This window comes from Flavobacterium ginsengiterrae (assembly GCF_039539785.1).
Lineage (GTDB): Bacteria > Bacteroidota > Bacteroidia > Flavobacteriales > Flavobacteriaceae > Flavobacterium > Flavobacterium ginsengiterrae.
In genome coordinates this window covers 410,631-430,154 of record NZ_BAABDU010000006.1, presented here as the reverse complement: position 1 = coordinate 430,154, position 19,524 = coordinate 410,631, and the positions used below count along the sequence as shown (strand labels likewise).

Sequence of the window (19,524 nt, the reverse complement as noted above, 5' to 3'; positions counted from 1 at the left end):
TTTAAAATGAAATCTACACTTGACCAGATTGAAGACATCAAAAAAGATGGCTATTCAATAGACTTTTCTACTGTATTTAATTATGCTGTTGAGAATTACAAAAAAATTGCTCTTTACTCAGGACTAATAATTCTGGTATTTTCGGTTGTAGCCGGAGCGGTGGTTATGGGATTGGCGGTTACATTTTATGGTCTGCAAAGCATATCTGAAAACTTTCTGGAAAATTTTAAAATTCAAAATCTAAGCTATGTTGAGCAAATAGCTACGGCAGCATCTATTGCGGCTGTTACGGCATTATTTGCTCCGCTGGGTGCCGGATTTTTAAAAATGGCCGATTGTGCAGACAAAGATGAAACGTTTAATGTCTCTACAATTTTTACATACTACAAAGCACCTTATTTTCTTCAACTGTTTTCCGTTGCATTTATAATAGGAATTGTTACTAACGGAATTTCTTACTTTACAGAAACTCTAGGTTTTGGATATCTTGGAACAGTAGTTTCCTTATTTGTAAACTTCTTTACCTTTTTCACCATTCCGCTTATCATTTTTGGAAATTTAAAAGCGATCGACGCTATCAAATCAAGTTTGGTTTTGGTAAGCAAAAATCCAGTTACCATATTCTGTTTATTTCTAATAGGTTATATTGGATCTTTAGTAGGCCTTGTAGGCTGTTGCGTGGGAGTGATTTTTACAGTCGTTTTTAATACATGCGTTACTTATGCTACCTATTTCTCCATTTTTAATGAAGAAGAAAAACAAGATTCAATTGATTCGATTGGAAGAACGGATTTAGAATAAAAACTAAAAACCTGAAATAAAACCTGAGACTAACCAACTCATTTTAAAGGTTTTTAAAAACAAATTAACTAAACCAAAAACATCCCCAAAATCTATGGTAGAAAGCTGTAGTTTTTTCATTTTGTTGGTTTCGGGAATTGCCGGTGCTGGTAATACCCTGAAATCAATTATGGCAAACTGGTACGTTTTCAACTCAGATATTATTTTTTACAACAATCCAAAACTTATAGTTCTTGGATTTTCATTACTGGGATTCTTATCCTTACTAGTTTATCAGTTTTTTCGAATAAAAGCCAAAATTGGAAATTTTATAGAAAAAAAGAAAGAAGCCGAAACTGTTGGAAGAGAATACCAGCTTTACATTTTATTTTTTGGAATTGCCGTTATTGTAATCGAAATTATAAATGAAATCTTCAAAATCAGACCTAAGAGCTTATTAATTACCAATATTTCAATTGGAATTACAGTTCTCCTGATTTATCTCATAACCGATAAAATAAAATGGCTTCGCGATAGAATACAACGATTTTTTATCTTCGGTTTTTTCGTCTACATCAGTTATGTGTGTTACAATATTATTTTCCTTGCCAATGATGTAGTACCCGTAATTGTTTTCCTGATTTCATTTTTCTTTTCATACAACATCTTAAAACCCATAAAAATTTACTGGTTTTTTGTAGCGCTTGTATTTACATTCTTGATTATAACGGTTGTATTTCATTTAATTCCCATAAAATCATCTATATTATTAATTAATTTCTGCATTTTAATCTTTATTATCAATCAGGTTAAATATGCAGTTTTACTAAATAACCGCGACAATTTTAGGTTTGCTAATGAAATTGTACACAAAGGAAATTCCCTGACAATTGCCACAGATCAAAAAGGTGAAATTTTATTTTGCAGCGAAACCATAAACTCTATTTTAGGTTATTATCCTGAAGAAGTCATGGGGTTAAATTTCTGGAAACTTACAAAAGGCGAAAGATACAATGCCAACATTCACCCTATTCATCACCATGAAAATAAAGTTTATACCCGAAAATTAAAAAGTAAAAACGGAGAATACAAATACATTCAGTGGAAAGATAAAAAATTCTCTGACAATCTTATTATCAGTATTGGTCAGGATGTTACGGAACAAATTTTAGTTCAGGATCAGTACAAAAACTTAATTCAAACCGCCACCGATATTATTTTTGAAGTCGATGCCGAAGGTCATTTTACTTTTATAAATGAATTTGCTTATTCTGTTTTAGGCTATTCAGAAGATGAAATTGTAGGCAAACATTACTCCAATTTCATACATGAAAATTATTCGATGAGTGCCGTTGATTTTTATGAGAACTTTGAAAACAACGGTTATAAATTTCCCATAATAGAACTTCCTATTGTAAAGAAAAACGGACTCGAATTATGGATTTCTCAAAAAATTATCATCCGCAAAAATGATTTGGGGCAAACAATTGGTTTTGCCGGTATAGCAAGAGATATTACGGAAATTAAAAATGCCGAGAACGAAAAGAAAAGACGTCTGGAAAAAATTGAAGCTTATAACAATTCAACGAAAAAGCTGTCAACTACAGACTTTAGCACTTACGACAATTTAAACACCGTAATTGATTACATTATCAAAGAAGCTTCGACGGTAAGCAAATCAAATCGTGTCAGTTTTTGGAAATACTATAAAGACCTCATTACCTGCAAAAACCTTTACAGCATTGACAATCAAAACGTAACCGATAAAAATATTTTAGATAAAGAATCATACCCTATCTATTTTGAAACACTAAAAAACAAAGCTATAATTAACGCTCCGGATGTTTTTAATAAATTAGAAACATCAGAATTTCAGAAACTCTATTTTACCAAAAACAAAATCAAATCGATGCTCGATGTCCCGATTTTCTTAAGCGGACAATTGGCCGGTGTGGTTTGTTTTGAAATCACAGAAGAGCAGAGAGAATGGGATAACGAAGATATTAATTATGCCAGAACTATTTCTGACGTGATTTCGCTGGCTATTTCCATGCAGATGCGCTTAGAAACAGAACGCCGATTAGAATTTAAAAGCCAGCTTCTTTCTGCGCTTTCTCTTTGTACCGAAAAGTTTTTGCTGAGTAAATCGACACAGCAAATGTTTCAGGAAACTTATGATTTAATTGGAAAAGCTTCAAAAGCTGATCATATGTTTTATTATGAAAGAGATTTTTCGACCAATACCGTTACCCAAAAATACAAATGGTCCAGACAAGGCATTACGCATCAGATTACGCCTTTGCGACACATGACCGAAGATAATTTAAAGGAAATTTTTGAAGCGGCAAAAAACAAACGAATCGTAAATACTTTTACAAGAAAACTCGAAGATTCCTTTTTTAAACAGTTGTTAATCAACAACGAAATCAAATCTATTTTAATTCTTCCGCTATATATCAACGATATTTTTACCGGTTTTATAGGTTTTGATGACTGCAGCGAAGAAAGAAAATGGCTGGAAGAAGAAATCTATATTTTTCAGGTTTTAGCCAATAATATTTCGTCGGCCTTAGAAAGAAACCGAAACGAATCTAAAATTATCGAAAGCGAAGAAAAATTCAAGTTAATTGCTAACAATATTCCAGGAACCGTTTATTTGTCAAAATTTGATGCTTTTTCTACAAAAATCTTTTTAAATGATGAAATACAGAATCTTACAGGATATTCAAAAGGAGAATTTATAGAAAATAATCTATCTTTTTTATCACTTATACATCATGATGACCGAGACGAAGTAATCAATAACCAGATTGATAATCTTCAAAACGGAATGCCTTTGCATAATATTTACCGAATAAAAAGAAAAACCGGCGAATATATTTGGGTTGAAGAATTTGGAGACGTAATTAAAAAAGGAGATGAAATTGAATTTGTTGGCGGTATCTACTTTGATATTACCAATAAAAAAGAAACCGAAGACGCCATTAAAGCCAAACAGTTAGCTGAAGCAGCAAATAAATCAAAATCAGATTTTCTGGCCAATATGTCGCATGAAATCAGAACGCCGCTTAACGGTATTATAGGTTTTACACATTTATTGATGAAAACGGAACTTGAAGAAATTCAGGAAAAATATATGACAACGATTAATCAATCAGCACATTCGCTGCTTGAAATCATAAATGATATCCTTGATTTTTCTAAAATTGAAGCCGGAAAACTGGAACTTTTTATTGATTTATACGATATCAAAAAAGTACTGGGTCAGGTATTTGATTTGATCGTTTTTGAATCAAATCAAAAAAATCTTCAGTTAGAACTCAATGTAGACGAAGATGTTCCAAAATACATTTGGACTGATATTGTTAGAATTAAACAAATTTTGATAAATCTGCTTTCCAATGCAGTAAAATTTACGAACGAAGGTTCTATAAAATTAAATGTCTCTGTTTTATCCAAGACAAAAAACAATTTCTGCACGATACGTTTTTCTGTAATTGATACCGGAATTGGAATCATGGAAAAAAATCAAAAGAAAATTTTTAAAGCTTTTTCGCAGGCAGACAGTTCTACAACAAGAAAATTTGGAGGTACCGGTTTAGGATTAACCATTTCCAACCAGCTTTTGGCATTAATGGAAAGCCGATTACAGCTGGAAAGCACAATTGGCGAAGGAAGTAACTTTTTCTTTGATTTAAATTTAAAAACCAGTAATCAAAGCATTAACGAAAAATATAACAGCGAACTTAAAGGCATCAGCATAAAAACAGATACAGACAAAAATGAAACCAGCAGCAAAAACATTCGTTTTTTAATTGTTGAAGACAACAAAGTCAATATGCTTCTTTTAAAAACAATTGTAAAAAACCTGTATCAAAATGCATTTATTTTTGAATGTGAAAATGGCTACGAAGCTGTAAAACAATTTGAAAGCATTAATCCAACACTTGTTTTTATGGATATACAAATGCCAATCATGAACGGCTACGAAACTACAAAAGCCATTAGAAATACCATGAGCGGCAAGCATATTCCTATTATTGCAGTAACTGCCGGTGCAGAAAAAGAAGAACGAAACAAATGTATTTCTGCCGGAATGAACGATTATATTTCTAAACCTATTATGAAAGGCACTGTAGAAGAAACTTTAGAGAAATGGTTAAAATAATTGAAACTAAATTCTCTTAAATCATAAGTTTTTCCTAAAAATTATATAAATTCGTACAAGAAAAAACTCAAAAAGCTTAAAAACAATATACTATGAAATGGCAAGGCAGAAGACAAAGTGATAATGTTGAAGACCGAAGATCAGTTTCCGGCGGTAAAATAGCCGTTGGCGGAGGGATTATTGGTATTATCATTCTGCTGTTAAATGTTTTTGGCGGTGAAAATGCCCAGCTGATTACGCCTGTTTTAGAGCAAATGCAGGGTGGACAAAACCAAACCGAAGCTGCTGCTCCGTTAAGCAAAGAAGATGAAGAAATGGGACAATTCGTTCGGGTTATTCTGGCAGATAACGAAGATATTTGGGGGAAAATATTTCAAGAGCACGGAATGACTTATAAAAACCCAAAATTGGTGCTTTTTAGAGGTTCTGTTCAAACTTCATGCGGTGGCGCATCATCAGCATCCGGACCATTTTATTGTCCCGCAGATCAAAAAGTATATATGGATTTAGGTTTCTTCGAAGAACTTAAAACAAAATTTGGTGCCAAAGGCGGTGATTTTGCTATTGCTTATGTTATAGCGCATGAAGTAGGCCACCACATCCAGACTCTTTTAGGAACATCTGCAAAAATGCATCGCGACCAGCAGGGAAAAAGCCAGGCTGAAGCCAATAAACTTTCGGTTGCTTTAGAATTACAAGCTGATTTTTATGCCGGAGTATGGGCGCACTACAATCAGGAAAATTTAGATGAAGGCGATATAGAAGAAGCGTTAAGTGCCGCCAATGCTGTAGGCGATGATGCGATACAAAGCAAAATGCAGGGACAGGTTGTTCCGGACTCTTTTACTCACGGAACATCAGAACAAAGGATGTATTGGTTTAAAAAAGGTTACAAAACCGGAGATATTAAACAAGGCACTACATTTGAAGAAATAAGATAATACATAAACCAAATATAATAACCGCTCGAAAAGCACGACTTAGCCGTCGTGCTTTTTTTATTTAAAAATAAAAGCAAATTTCAATTTTTTAAATTCCAAATGCCAATGTATTTATCATTTAGACTGAATAAATAGTTAATGAACAAAGATACAAGAGCTCTGCCTGTAGAGTTTCTTATACTATTTCTCCTTTCAGTTGAAATAACAAGCTATCGTTAAATTGGAATTTGGAATTTAAAAAATTGAGATTTGCTGTTTTTTGTCCACAAAAAAAGCCTTGAATTTCTTCAAGGCTTTAAATCTGGGTGGCTGACCGGGTTCGAACCGGCGACCCGCGGCACCACAAACCGCTACTCTAACCAGCTGAGCTACAACCACCATTTTTTTGCTTAGCGAGTGCAAATATATAACAAAGGTTGAGTTCTACAAAGAAAAAAATGAAAAATTTTCATAAAAATTAAATCAAATTTTCTAAGCTGTTGACTGCCAAACACCTTTCAACTGTAAAACCTTCGGCAAAATCTTTCCCAACTAGTCTTCCTAAGTCCTGCGCACGATAATTTAAGCTTTCAAAAAAGTTTTTACTCGTAATTGGCGTAGAAGGTTCATTTGATTTTGGATCATAAAATTGCGTTTTATAAGCCATAATCGCTTCAATTTTCTTTTCTTCAAAACCGGTAATGTCAACAACAAAATCCGGCGTGATGTTTTTCCACTGAATATAATGGTATACAACCTTTGGTCTCCATGCTTCCTGCTGTACTCCATCAATCGAAGTTTCGATTTTCATTAATCCCGAAAGAAAGCAGGCATCAGAAACTAACTTACTTCCTTTTCCATGATCGATATGACGATCGTCGATTGCGTTGCACAATACAATTTCGGGTTTATATTTTCGGATCATTTTAATGACCTCTAATTGATGTTTTTCATCATTAACAAAAAAACCATCGCGCATTGCCAGATTTTCACGAACCAGAACTCCTAAAATCTCTGCAGCATCTTTTGCTTCCTGATCTCTAATTTCTGCTGTACCGCGCGTTCCTAATTCGCCGCGGGTTAAATCAACAATACCTACTTTTTTACCTAAGGAAACTTCTTTTAAAATTGTTCCGGCGCATCCTAATTCAACATCGTCCGGATGTGCGCCAAAGGCTAATATATCTAATTTCATACTTTTTAATATCAATGTCAAAAAATCAATTTCAATGTCAATTTTCAAAAACAAACCAATCTTGACTCTATTTTCTTTATTCTATTTTCTTTATTCTATTTTCTTTATCCTATTTTCTTTATTCTATTTTCAAAACTCTCTTCATCGTCATGGATTTATTGACGCTTTCTTCCCACTCTTTTTCAGGAATACTTTCTTTTGTAATACCGCATCCCATGTATAAAATCGCTTTATCTTCCTGAATCTGCATGCTTCGTAAATTTACGAATAAATCAGAACTTTCATTTGTTCCTGCAAAGCTGGTGTTTAATTCCCCCAGAAATCCGGTATAAAAAGTCCTGTCGTAATTTTCGTTTTCAATAATAAACGATTTTGATTTCTTTTTTGGAAGTCCGCACACGGCAGGCGTTGGATGAAGCGTATCAATTACCTCTTCTAAAGTCGAATTCTCTTTTAAAACTCCCGAAATATCGGTTTTGATATGCCAGATCGATCCGGCTTTTAAACTGTATGGTTCAGAAACCACAACCGAAGCTGTAAATTCACGAAGCCTTTTTACAATAAAATCAGTTACAAACTGCTGTTCGTCTTTTTCCTTTTGCTGCCATACAATCTGCGTTTCAGGAATATCCTTCTGCGTTCCTGCCAAAGCCATAGTTTCAAAAACATTTCCGTTTGCTTTTAAAAGCTTTTCTGGTGTTGCTCCCATCCAGAGTCCAATTTTCGGATGAAAAAAACAGTAGCAGAATGTCGCAGGATATATTTGAACCAAATGCTGAAAGGTTTCTATAAAATCAAATTCTTTTAAAGGAACTTCTTCGCTTCTTGATAAAACTACTTTTTTAAATTCTTCATTTTTTATAGCTTCAATACCTTTAGCTACTAAATCTTCGTATTGTTTTTTAGCTTTGGCATCAAAACTCAAATCGTCAATTTCAATAGGTTCAAAAGAAGTTACTTCGTTTTGAGCCGTAATAATTTCCGATTCATTTTCCGGAATTAAAATCAGCTGTTTTTCATCAAAAGAAGCAAAAACAAATCCTTTTTCTGTATAATCTGAAATTGTATACAAAGCATTATTTTGCTGTAAAAAACCAATAAGAGTTGAAGAATTGGGTTTTGAATAAAGTACAAAAGGTAAATTTTGTTCTTTATGTTTTTTAATTTTTAAGAAAAATGGATTCATAATTTATTCACTTTTCTTTCTGTCTAAAACCATATTTGTCAGTTTGCAAAGCGAAACCAGATTTCCTGCTTCATCTGTAATTTTAATTTCCCAAAGATGAAGACTTCTTCCTTTATGAATAATTCTGGCTGTTCCAAAAACATAACCTTCACGAATACTTTTTAGATGATTTGCCGAGATTTCGATTCCTCTTACTTCCTGCTCTTTTGGGTTGATAAAAAAGAAAGAAGCTGCACTTCCAACACTTTCTGCCAAGGCAACAGATGCACCTCCGTGAAGAAGGCCCATTGGCTGGTGAACACTTGGATTTACTGGCATTTTTGCAGTTAAAAAATCTTCTCCAGCGTCGATATATTCAATTTTCAGCGTTTCCATTAATGTGTTTTTTGTAAACTCATTACAGCGCGCTAAAATCTGCTCTTTTGTATAATTCATTAAAACAATCTTTAAAATCGTAAAATTAAAGAAGATATTGACACAAATTGAAAAATCCCTTCCGAAAATTAAAATTCAACTTCAAACATGTAAGTTTTTTGTTATTTTTACAAAAACAATCAAAATCAATCTTTGGTCAAAAACTATTATTTTTTTGCCACAGATTGCACAGATTATCACAGATTATTATTTTTTTTCTGATTGTTCAGAAATCATTAATCTTCTTAATCTGCAGCAAAAAATAAAATAAATGCGTCAAAACTTTATACTTTTCATTTTCGGAATAATTATAGCGTTCAGTTCCTGCCGAACTGATTTTGATACTGTTGCCAGTTCCGGAGATTTAAAATTTTCAAAAGATACTGTTTACCTCGATACTGTTTTTAAAAACATTGGTTCGAGCACGTATCAGCTTAAAGTATACAACCGCAGTAAAAATGATATTTCGATTCCAATTGTACAGCTTAAAAAAGGTTTGAATTCTAAATACCGAATGACTGTAGACGGAATGAGTGGTAATCAGGGAAAAATCTTTAAAGATGTTACGCTTTTAGCAAAAGACAGTTTGTACATTTTTATTGAAACAACCGCAGATATTACTGATGCAGACCCGGCTGATTTTTTATATACTGATGAAATTCAGTTTGACAGCGGTGCCAATTTGCAGGAAGTTGCTTTAGTTACTTTGATTCAGGATGCTGTTTTTCTATATCCAAATCAAAATCCCGACGGAACAAAAGAAAAAATCCAAATTGACGACAAGGATGTTGACGGATTTTATTTGGAAGAAAATGAACTGACTTTTACAAATCAAAAACCGTATGTAATTTATGGCTATGCCGGCGTTCCGGAAAATAAAACCGTAACTTTTGAAGCCGGAACCAGAGTTCACTTTCATGCTAATTCAGGTTTGTATGTTGGTAATAAAGCTTCTCTTCAAATAAACGGGACTGTTTCGACAACCGAAAAACTAGAAAACGAAGTTGTTTTTGAAGGCGATCGACTGGAATCAATTTATTCTGATATTCCCGGACAATGGAAATCAGTTATTTTTGAAAAAGGAAGCGCAAATCATTCGATCAATCATTTGACTTTAAAAAATGCTTTTACAGGACTTGAGTTTAGAAGTCCATCAAACACTATTGAAATTAAAAACTCACAGATTTACAATTGCGCCGAATATGGAATTCTGGCTCAAAACGCTCATATTATTGGCGAAAACATGGTTATAAATTATTCGGGAATTGCCAGTTTATCTTGTGTTTATGGCGGTAATTATAATTTTACGCATTGTACTTTTAATAATAATTGGTCAAACAGTTCTCATTTTGCAGTCAATTTAAGTAATCGTTTATCTGGAGCAGTTCCTGAAACTAATCCGCTTACGAATGCTGTTTTCAATAATTGCATTATTTACGGCTCAAGCACCAACGAATTCAATTTAGAAAAAAGCACAAATGCGGCTTTTGTATATCAGCTGAACAATTGTTTGTTGAAATTTGGCTCAACAACAAATGCCGATTATCAGTTTAAAACCGACACTGAACATTATAACAATATAATTCTAAACGAAAATCCTAAGTATTATAATGTTTCTAGAAATCAATTGAATATTGACAAGACTTCATCTGCTTTTGCAAAAGGAAATCCAGCTTATATAATTCCAACCGACATTTTAGGAATTACAAGAACTTCGCCTCCTGACTTGGGCGCTTATCAAAGCAAAGATTTTCCTAAATAATTTTAAAATTACACAATTGATATAAATCGAAGCTCTTGATTGAACTCTAAAGTTTCAAAATGAACTTATTTAGGATTAAAAAATATCCGTAAGAAAATATATCAAAAATTAAACATTGCTTAACGCTGTGTATTCATAAAAGTAGTAGATTTGCTACAATGCATTTTTAAAAACCTAGATATCAAACCCTTAAAAATGTATTTTCAACCAAATCTTAAACTATTGACTATGAAAAAAAACTACTTTTTACTGTTATTACTGTTTACCTGCATTGGTTTTTCTCAAATTCCATCGGGTTATTATAACACCGCAGCCGGAACGGGTTATACTTTAAAAACTCAACTGTATAACATTATTAAAGATCATACTAATAATGGTTATGCAGGACTTTATACAACATATCTAACTTCTGACGTTGATAATTTTTATGAAAATGACGGTACTATTTTAGACATGTATTCTGAAAATCCATCAGGAACAGATCCTTACAATTACTCAACCGGAAGTACGCAAAGATGCGGTAATTATTCTGCCGAAGGAGACTGCTACAATAGAGAACATATTATTCCACAATCTGTTTTTAATGAACAGTCACCAATGGTTGCCGATGCGCATTTTATTACGCCAACAGACGGAAAAGTAAACGGAATGCGTTCGAATTATCCGCATGGAAATGTAAGTTCTGCGACTTATACGTCTCAAAACGGAAGTAAATTAGGCTCAAGCGCGGTTTCCGGATATTCGGGAACAGTATTCGAACCTATAAATGCTTTTAAAGGTGATATAGCCCGAATGTATTTCTATTTTGCAACACGATATGAAAACACTGTTGCCGGATATTCTTATGCAATGTTTAACGGTTCAAGCAATCAGGTTTTTACAACTGCTTTCTTAAATATACTTTTAGCCTGGCACGCACAGGATCCTGTGAGCGCAAGAGAAATCGCGAGAAACAATGCGATTTATGCCCGCCAAAACAACAGAAATCCGTTTATCGATCATCCTGAATACGTAAATCAAATTTGGGGCGGAACTTCTGGATCAGGAGATACGACAGCTCCAAGTACACCAACGAGTTTAGCTTCGACTGCAAAAACTGCCACTTCAATTACTTTGACTTGGAATGCATCTACAGACAATGTGGGAGTTACTGGTTATGATGTTTATGCCAATAGTGCTTTAAAAACAACGGTTTCAGGAACAACAGCAACAATATCAGATTTAACAGCTTCTACAGCGTATTCTATTTATGTAAAAGCAAAAGATGCAGCTGGAAATACTTCAGCATCAAGCAACACAATAAATGTTACTACAAACAGCAGCGGAACAGGAACTTCAACAGATCTGCTTTTCTCTGAATACATCGAAGGTTCCGGAAACAACAAAGCTCTGGAAATTGCCAACAATACCGGAAGTTCTGTTAATTTATCTGCTTACACGATTAAAAAGCAGACAAATGGTTCCGGTTCATGGAGTACAGGTCTTGCATTAAGCGGAACTTTAACAACTGGAAGCAAATTTGTGGTTGTAAATAGCTCAATGTCATCAAGCTGTTTTCCTACAAGTTCAGCGAATATTTCGACAACAGCAACTGAACTTACTTTTAACGGAAATGACGCTGTAGGTCTATTTAAAAACGGTGTTTTAATTGATATTATTGGAACTTTTAACGGCGGAACAGCCAATTTTGCTGTCGACGTTACTTTAAGAAGAAAATCAACCGTAACTTCTCCAAGCACGACTTTCAATTTAAGTGCTCAATGGGATTCATATTCACAAGATACCTGCAATAATTTAGGAAGCAAAAAAGTGCCTTTAACTGAAGAAGAAATTGTTGAAACTTCAAATGATGTTTTGATTTTCCCAAATCCATCTGATGGAAATTTTAATATTGGTTTAAACAATTTCGACACTCCTTATAACTTAGAAATATTCTCTTTTACAGGACAAAAAGTTTTCGAAAAACCAAACAGCACAGATTCTGTAATTGCTGCGGGTCAGCTTGCAAAAGGAATTTATGTAGTTAAAATTGAAAAAGATTCTCAAACGATTATTAAAAAAATAATTGTAGAATAATATTTTTTTTCACGCATTTGGCAGATAAAACAGATCAGCAGCTTAAACTTAAAAATTAATTGACACAGATTTTTAAATTACTCTAACAAATAAATCTGTACAATCTGCCAATCTGCGTGAAACAAAACCTTTGCACCTGTGCACCTTTGTCCCTTTGCGACTCAATCAAAAAACAACCACATTCTTAATTTTTAACTTAATTTCAGTTCAATTTCATTTTTTTCAAAAGAGTTTGTTATCAAATTTGCGCTTGCTATTTATTTAAACTAAATTTGCAGCTCAATACAACAAACTACACATCACAATGATCCATTTCTTTGAAAACCAAAGCAAAACTGTTTTTGCCGTACAAACGCAAAACGAAATTTCAGCTCAAGACATTTCAAAATTAAACTGGCTTTTTGCCGACGCAAATAAGATCGAAAAATCCGCACTGACGGGTTTTTTTGTTGGTCCCCGTGCCACTATGATCACACCGTGGAGCACAAATGCTGTAGAAATCACTCAGAATATGGGTGTTCCGGGCATTATTAGAATTGAAGAATTTCATCCTGCAACGGAAGATTTTACTGATTTTGATCCGATGCTTTTCCAAAAATTCAACGAATTAGATCAGGAAATCTTCACGATCAACATTCAGCCGGAACCAATTTTGGAGATTGAAGATATTGCAACTTACAACAAAGTTGAAGGTTTGGCTTTAAGCGAAGAAGAAGTTGATTACCTAAAAAATCTTTCAACAAAACTTGGAAGAAAATTAACTGACTCTGAGATTTTTGCTTTTTCTCAAGCGAATTCAGAACACTGTCGTCACAAAATTTTCAACGGAACTTTTGTTATTGACGGTGAAGAAAAAGAGACTTCTCTTTTCAAATTAATCAAAAAGACATCACAGGAAAATCCTAACGATATTGTGTCTGCTTACAAAGACAACGTTGCTTTTGTAAAAGGACCAAAAGTGCAGCAATTTGCACCAAAATCTGCTGACAAACCAGATTTTTATGAAGTAAAAGAATTTGATTCGGTTATTTCATTAAAAGCAGAAACACACAATTTCCCAACAACAGTTGAGCCTTTCAACGGAGCTGCAACAGGTTCTGGAGGAGAAATTCGTGACCGTTTAGCTGGAGGTCAAGGTTCGCTTCCTTTAGCAGGAACTGCTGTTTACATGACTTCATATTCTCGTTTGAAAGAAGACAGAAAATGGGAAAATGCAGTTGAAGAGAGAAAATGGTTATACCAAACGCCAATGGATATTTTGATCAAAGCTTCAAACGGAGCTTCTGATTTCGGAAATAAATTTGGTCAGCCGCTTATTACTGGTTCTGTTTTAACTTTTGAACACGAAGAAGAAAACAGAAAAATTGGTTACGATAAAGTAATCATGCAAGCGGGTGGAATTGGTTACGGAAAAGTAGATCAGTCAATTAAAAATAAACCAAAAGAAGGCGATAAAATCGTAATTCTTGGTGGAGAAAACTATAGAATCGGAATGGGTGGTGCTGCGGTTTCTTCTGCAGATACAGGAGCTTTCGGTTCAGGAATTGAGTTAAACGCGATTCAGCGTTCAAATCCAGAAATGCAAAAACGTGCTGCAAACGCGATCCGCGGATTGGTAGAAAGTGACAATAACCCAATTGTTTCGATTCACGATCACGGTGCGGGCGGACACTTAAACTGTCTTTCTGAATTGGTTGAAGAAACGGGAGGTTTAATCGATTTAGATAAATTACCTGTTGGCGACCCTACTCTTTCTGCAAAAGAAATTATTGGTAATGAATCTCAGGAAAGAATGGGATTAGTTATTGGTCAAAAAGATATCGATACATTGCAAAGAATTGCCGACAGAGAGCGTTCGCCAATGTACGAAGTTGGAGATGTAACGGGCGATCACCGTTTTACATTCCAATCTCAATCTAACGGTTCTAAACCAATGGATTATGCTTTAGAAGATTTCTTCGGAAGTTCTCCAAAAACAATCATGACAGACAAAACGGTTGACAGAAAATATGCTGCTATTGCTTACAATTCAGCAGACTTTGAAAGTTATTTAAAAGACGTTTTACGTTTAGAAGCAGTTGCATCTAAAGATTGGTTAACAAATAAAGTGGATCGTTGTGTTGGAGGAAAAGTAGCAAAACAGCAAAACGCTGGTCCGTTACAATTGCCTTTGAACAACGTTGGTGTAATGGCATTGGATTATTTAGGAAAAGAAGGAATTGCAACTTCTATCGGGCACGCTCCTATCGCGGCTTTGATCGATCCAGCCGCAGGTTCTAGAAATGCTATTGCAGAATCGTTATCAAACTTAGTTTGGGCCCCAATTATCAACGGAATAAAAGGTGTTTCTCTTTCTGCAAACTGGATGTGGGCTTGTAAAAATGAAGGAGAAGATGCTCGTTTATACGAAGCTGTTCAGGCTTGTTCTGATTTTGCAATCGAGTTGGGAATCAATATTCCAACAGGAAAAGATTCACTTTCAATGAAACAAAAATATCCAAATGACGAAGTAATTGCGCCGGGAACGGTTATTATTTCTGCTGCTGGAAACTGTACTGATATTAGAAAAGTAGTTGAACCTGTTTTACAAAAAGACGGAGATTCAATCTATTATATCAATTTGTCTCAGGATGATTTCAAACTTGGAGGTTCTTCTTTTTCACAAATTAGAAATACAATCGGAAACGAAACTTCGACCATTAAAGATTCGGCTTTCTTCAAAAATGCATTTAATACCATTCAGGAATTAATTGGTGAAAACCAAATTTTAGCTGGACACGATATCGGAAGCGGTGGTTTAATCACAACTTTATTAGAAATGTGTTTTGCTGATGTGAATTTGGGAGCAAAAATTGATTTCAGCGCTTTCGCGGAAAAAGATTTATTGAAAATCCTTTTCGCAGAAAACATCGGAATCGTATTCCAAGCAAACTCAAACGAAGCAGTTGAAGCGAAATTAAAAGTAAACAATATCGAATTCTTCAAATTAGGTTCAGTTCAAGAAACTGCAAGTTTGGAATTTGGAGATTATAAATTGGATATTCCAACTTACAGAGATATTTGGTTCGAAACTTCTTATTTATTAGATCAAAAACAATCTAAAAACGGAAGAGCTCAGGCACGTTTCGAAAACTATAAAAATCAGGTTTTAAATTATACTTTCCCTGCACATTTTACAGGAAAAAAACCAGAAATCGACAACTCGAAACCAAGACCAAAAGCAGCTATTATCCGCGAAAAAGGAAGTAATTCTGAGCGTGAAATGGCAAATGCTATGTACTTAGCAGGTTTTGATGTAAAAGACGTTCACATGACGGATTTAATTTCTGGTCGTGAAACTCTTGAAGATATTCAGTTTATCGGAGCAGTTGGAGGTTTCTCTAACTCAGATGTTTTAGGTTCTGCTAAAGGTTGGGCTGGAGCTTTCTTATACAACGAAAAAGCAAAAACAGCTTTAGATAATTTCTTCAAAAGAAAAGATACTTTATCTGTCGGAATCTGTAACGGATGCCAGTTGTTTATGGAATTGGAAGTAATTAATCCGGAACACGAAATTCACGGAAAAATGCTTCATAACGAAAGCCAGAAACACGAAAGTATCTTTACATCTGTAAAAGTTCAGGAAAACAACTCTGTAATGCTTTCTACGTTGGCAGGAAGTACTTTAGGAGTTTGGGTTTCTCACGGAGAAGGTAAATTCAAATTACCTTATGCAGAAGATAAATACAACATTGTTTCTAAATATGCTTACGAAGGATATCCTGCAAACCCGAATGGTTCTGATTACAACACAGCAATGATGTGCGACAAAACTGGAAGACATTTGGTTATGATGCCTCACATTGAGCGTTCTACTTTCCAATGGAACTGGGCGCATTATCCAAAAGACAGAAACGACGAAGTTTCTCCTTGGCATGAAGCGTTTGTTAACGCCAGAAAATGGATTGAGAAAAACTAGTTTTTTACCATTACAACAGAACTTAATTAACTTAATACCTTAATGGTTAAAGTTAAATTGTATAAAAAAAATGCCTCGACGCTATCCCTAAGCCGAGGCATTTTTTAATTTCTAAAGGTAGAAGCAATACCGGTAACCACATTTGAAGCACCAAAAGCAAACAGTCCCGAAGCTACTGCGTTTTGACCTGCAAAAAATTGATTATCCAGGATCGCGTTACTAAAGAATAACCCGCCTGCAGCTCCTGCAACAAGGCCAATTCCTATTAATGTAACAGTCCACCAAGGTTCTGGATCCGGCGGAGGCGGCGGATTTTTCCAAAAACGTCTCCACCAGCCTGGGTATTTGGTTCCGCACCAGCCCATTGCTAAAAATAAAGCAGTTTCCATAATTTCATGATTTAATTTATGCCTACTCTTTTGCTTTTCGGCTTACGCATTTAATTAGAGTAAAATTAGGATAAGTGAAATCTGTTTTTATAAGGTAAACTACTGTTTTTCAAAGGGGAAAAATCCCTTTTTTTATTCATTAACCATACTCTAACTGACATATAAGAATAGCTTAATAATATCTTAAGGCAGTTTTTTAAGCTTTCTTTCACTCGGCAGATATCTTTGTCTCATGAAAAAAATGACTCAAAATACCGCGCTTATTATTCTTTTATTTCTTGTACATCAATTTTCATTTAGTCAAAAAGCTTCTTCTGTTCGAGGAACCGTTACAGATGGAAAAACACCTTTAGAGTTTGTTGATGTTATATTAAAAAAGACAGCCGATTCTACAAAAACAGCAAATTATACAGTAACTGATATTTCGGGAAATTTCTCTTTAGAAAATTTAACCGAAGGTGAATATGAGCTGCAAGTCAAATTAATGGGGTTTAAAAACTATACTAAAAAGTTTAGAGTAACAAATTCTCCTGTCTCAGTTGGTACTATTATTTTAGAAAACGATACCAATTTGTTGAATACTGTAGTGGTGAATTCGCAGAAAAAACAAATTCAAAAAACAGATGAAGGTTTTATCTTTAATGCTGTTTCCAATATTTCGCAGTCTGGCGGAACAGCAATTGATATGCTGAAGAATATTCCAACAGTTGCTGTTGATGCCGATGACGCCATTACGCTGCGAGGAAAAACACCTTTAATTTTAATAAATGGAAAGAATTCTGCTATTACAAACATGGATCAAATTCCGGCGAGCAGTATCGAAAGTATTGAAATTATTACAAGTCCAACCGCAAAATACGATGCCAATGCCGAAAGCGGTATTATTAATATTAAACTTAAAAAGAATAACCAAAACGGCATAAACGGTGCGGCTGTTCTGGGCGCCGGTTTTGGTGCCAAAGGAAGACTTAGCAGTTCTGTTATTTTGAATCAAAAAACAGACAAATGGAACATTGGTCTTGCTTACGACAACCGATTTGCCGGACGAACTAAAAAAATCAAAGCAGACAGGACTAATTACTTTATTGATGACGAACATTTTATTGACCAAAACAGAAGTGACCAACGCACAGAAGGCCTCCAAAATTTAAAACTGAATGTTGATTTTTCGCCAAATGAAAGAAATATTTTTTCATTTGAAGCTCTTGGCAATCTTGAAAATAAAGACAATGAAGAAACTTTAAGAACCAATATTTTCAATAATTCGAATCAGTTTTTCTCTGGAAATCAACGTTTTTCTTCAGAGATACAAAAAGCCAAGGCGGCAGAAATGTCTTTTAATTATGACAGGAAATTTTCTGATGACCGGAAAATTTTAAACGCCAGTATTACGACTTCGTATAACTTTGGAAGAGAAAACACAGATATTGACACTAATAATTATGATGAAAACGGTACAATAACAGGTAATCCGTTTTTACAGCAAACACATAATTATTCAAAAGAAAACATTTCGAATGCTATTGTAAATTATGCTTTTCCTGTTTCAGAAAAATCTATAATCGAAACAGGTTATAAAGGAACTTTCAGATTCTTTAATTCTGATTTTCAAAGTGCAGATCAAATCAATGGCGAATATGTAATAAATCCGCTTACTAGTACTATTTTTGATTTTAATGAGCAGATTAATGCTTTTTACGCACTTTTAAATTCGTATTCAGGTTCTAAAGAAAATCAAAAATGGAAATATAATTTAGGACTTCGAGCTGAACAGGTTACAAACAACGGAAAAACAGAAAACGGAAGTGATCATTTTTATAATCATTATTTCAAATTTTTCCCTTCGGCATCTGTACAATTAAATTTCCAATCTGATGAGTCGTTAAAACTAGGCTACAGTAAAAGAATCAACCGTCCGGATTTAGACGATTTGAATCCGTTTGTTGACATTACCGACGCCTTAAATCCACATGGAGGAAATCCATATTTAAAACCCGAAATAATTCATATTCTGGAATTAAGCTATAACAAAGCGTGGGATAAATATTCCCTTTCCGGAAATGCTTTTTACAGAAACACCAATAATACAATCAGACAATATTCAATTCTTCAGGACAACGGCGCCGTTTTATTACAGCCTCAAAATATAGGAAATATGGTTACTTACGGAGTCGAAGCCATTTTCAGCATAAAGCCATTTTCTTTTTATGATGCCAATATTAGCTTAACTACTTTTGAACAAAAAATAAGCGGTGTTAATTTACCACAAAACGAAAATCTGGTAAATAGCGCTTTTAGCTGGTATGGAAAATTAATTAACAACTTTACTCCGTGGAAAGGCGGAAAGTTGCAATTAATTGGAAATTATAATTCAGCTGTAGCAACTCCGCAGGGAAAAAGAATTCCTATATACAATTTCGACATGGGTTTTCAGCAGAAAATAGGAAAAGGAAATGCCCGTTTAGGCTTAGTCGTAACCGATATGTTTAACACACTCGAAAGCGGTTATAAAAACAATACGACACTTTTTAGTAATAACAGAACCAACAAATCAGATACACGTGCTTTGATGATTACTTTTGCCTATACTTTTAAATCAGATTTTAAAGAAAAACTGCTCGAAAATCAGTTTTCGACAGAATAAATTGTCATAAAAAATTAAAACCTCAAAAAATA

The 19,524-nt window shown here is 34.2% G+C and carries 11 protein-coding genes and 1 tRNA gene; 7 read left to right on the top strand and 5 right to left on the bottom strand.

Annotated elements, in window-relative coordinates; translation table 11 throughout:
• Positions 1-6 precede the first annotated feature (6 nt).
• The 3 genes from ABD859_RS18045 to ypfJ all read left to right on the top strand — a co-directional run bounded on the left by ABD859_RS18045 (position 7) and on the right by ypfJ (position 5,889).
• Complete coding sequence (locus ABD859_RS18045; protein ID WP_345145976.1) at positions 7-801, top strand: DUF2189 domain-containing protein; 795 nt, start codon at positions 7-9, stop codon at positions 799-801.
• A gap of 94 nt (positions 802-895) precedes the next feature.
• Positions 896-4,948, top strand: a complete 4,053-nt coding sequence (locus tag ABD859_RS18040) for a PAS domain S-box protein (RefSeq protein ID WP_345145975.1) — start codon at positions 896-898, stop codon at positions 4,946-4,948.
• 92 nt (positions 4,949-5,040) lie between these two features.
• Positions 5,041-5,889 carry a KPN_02809 family neutral zinc metallopeptidase gene (gene ypfJ, locus ABD859_RS18035; protein ID WP_345145974.1) on the top strand — a complete coding sequence of 283 codons (849 nt, stop codon included), beginning with the start codon at positions 5,041-5,043 and terminating at the stop codon, positions 5,887-5,889.
• A 304-nt stretch (positions 5,890-6,193) separates the two neighbouring features.
• Here ypfJ and ABD859_RS18030 read toward each other — a convergent pair.
• The 4 genes from ABD859_RS18030 to ABD859_RS18015 all read right to left on the bottom strand — a co-directional run bounded on the left by ABD859_RS18030 (position 6,194) and on the right by ABD859_RS18015 (position 8,684).
• Positions 6,194-6,267, bottom strand: a tRNA-His gene (locus tag ABD859_RS18030).
• Positions 6,268-6,346: 79 nt separating this feature from the next.
• Entirely contained in the window at positions 6,347-7,063 is a 717-nt protein-coding gene (bshB1, locus tag ABD859_RS18025; protein ID WP_345145973.1) for a bacillithiol biosynthesis deacetylase BshB1, read from the bottom strand.
• Between the two features lie 118 nt (positions 7,064-7,181).
• Positions 7,182-8,249: a chorismate-binding protein gene (locus tag ABD859_RS18020; protein ID WP_345145972.1), complete on the bottom strand. Its 1,068-nt coding sequence runs from the start codon at positions 8,247-8,249 to the stop codon at positions 7,182-7,184.
• A gap of 3 nt (positions 8,250-8,252) precedes the next feature.
• Positions 8,253-8,684, bottom strand: a complete 432-nt coding sequence (locus ABD859_RS18015; protein WP_345145971.1) for a PaaI family thioesterase — start codon at positions 8,682-8,684, stop codon at positions 8,253-8,255.
• Positions 8,685-8,934: 250 nt separating this feature from the next.
• Here ABD859_RS18015 and ABD859_RS18010 point away from each other — a divergent pair, with 250 nt between their 5' ends.
• The 3 genes from ABD859_RS18010 (at position 8,935) to purL (ending at position 16,459) form a co-directional block, all read left to right on the top strand.
• Complete coding sequence (locus tag ABD859_RS18010) at positions 8,935-10,425, top strand: hypothetical protein (protein WP_345145970.1); 1,491 nt, start codon at positions 8,935-8,937, stop codon at positions 10,423-10,425.
• A gap of 228 nt (positions 10,426-10,653) precedes the next feature.
• Positions 10,654-12,501: an endonuclease gene (locus ABD859_RS18005; protein WP_345145969.1), complete on the top strand. Its 1,848-nt coding sequence runs from the start codon at positions 10,654-10,656 to the stop codon at positions 12,499-12,501.
• 304 nt (positions 12,502-12,805) lie between these two features.
• Positions 12,806-16,459: a phosphoribosylformylglycinamidine synthase gene (gene purL, locus ABD859_RS18000; protein WP_345145968.1), complete on the top strand. Its 3,654-nt coding sequence runs from the start codon at positions 12,806-12,808 to the stop codon at positions 16,457-16,459.
• 104 nt (positions 16,460-16,563) lie between these two features.
• On the opposite strand, the gene ABD859_RS17995 is transcribed toward purL, so the two are convergent.
• Positions 16,564-16,848, bottom strand: a complete 285-nt coding sequence (locus ABD859_RS17995) for a hypothetical protein (RefSeq protein WP_345145967.1) — start codon at positions 16,846-16,848, stop codon at positions 16,564-16,566.
• Positions 16,849-17,089: 241 nt separating this feature from the next.
• Between ABD859_RS17995 and ABD859_RS17990 the strand changes: the two genes are divergently transcribed.
• A complete protein-coding gene (locus ABD859_RS17990) occupies positions 17,090-19,492 on the top strand; it encodes a TonB-dependent receptor (protein WP_345145966.1) in 2,403 nt (800 codons plus the stop codon).
• Positions 19,493-19,524: the final 32 nt, after the last annotated feature.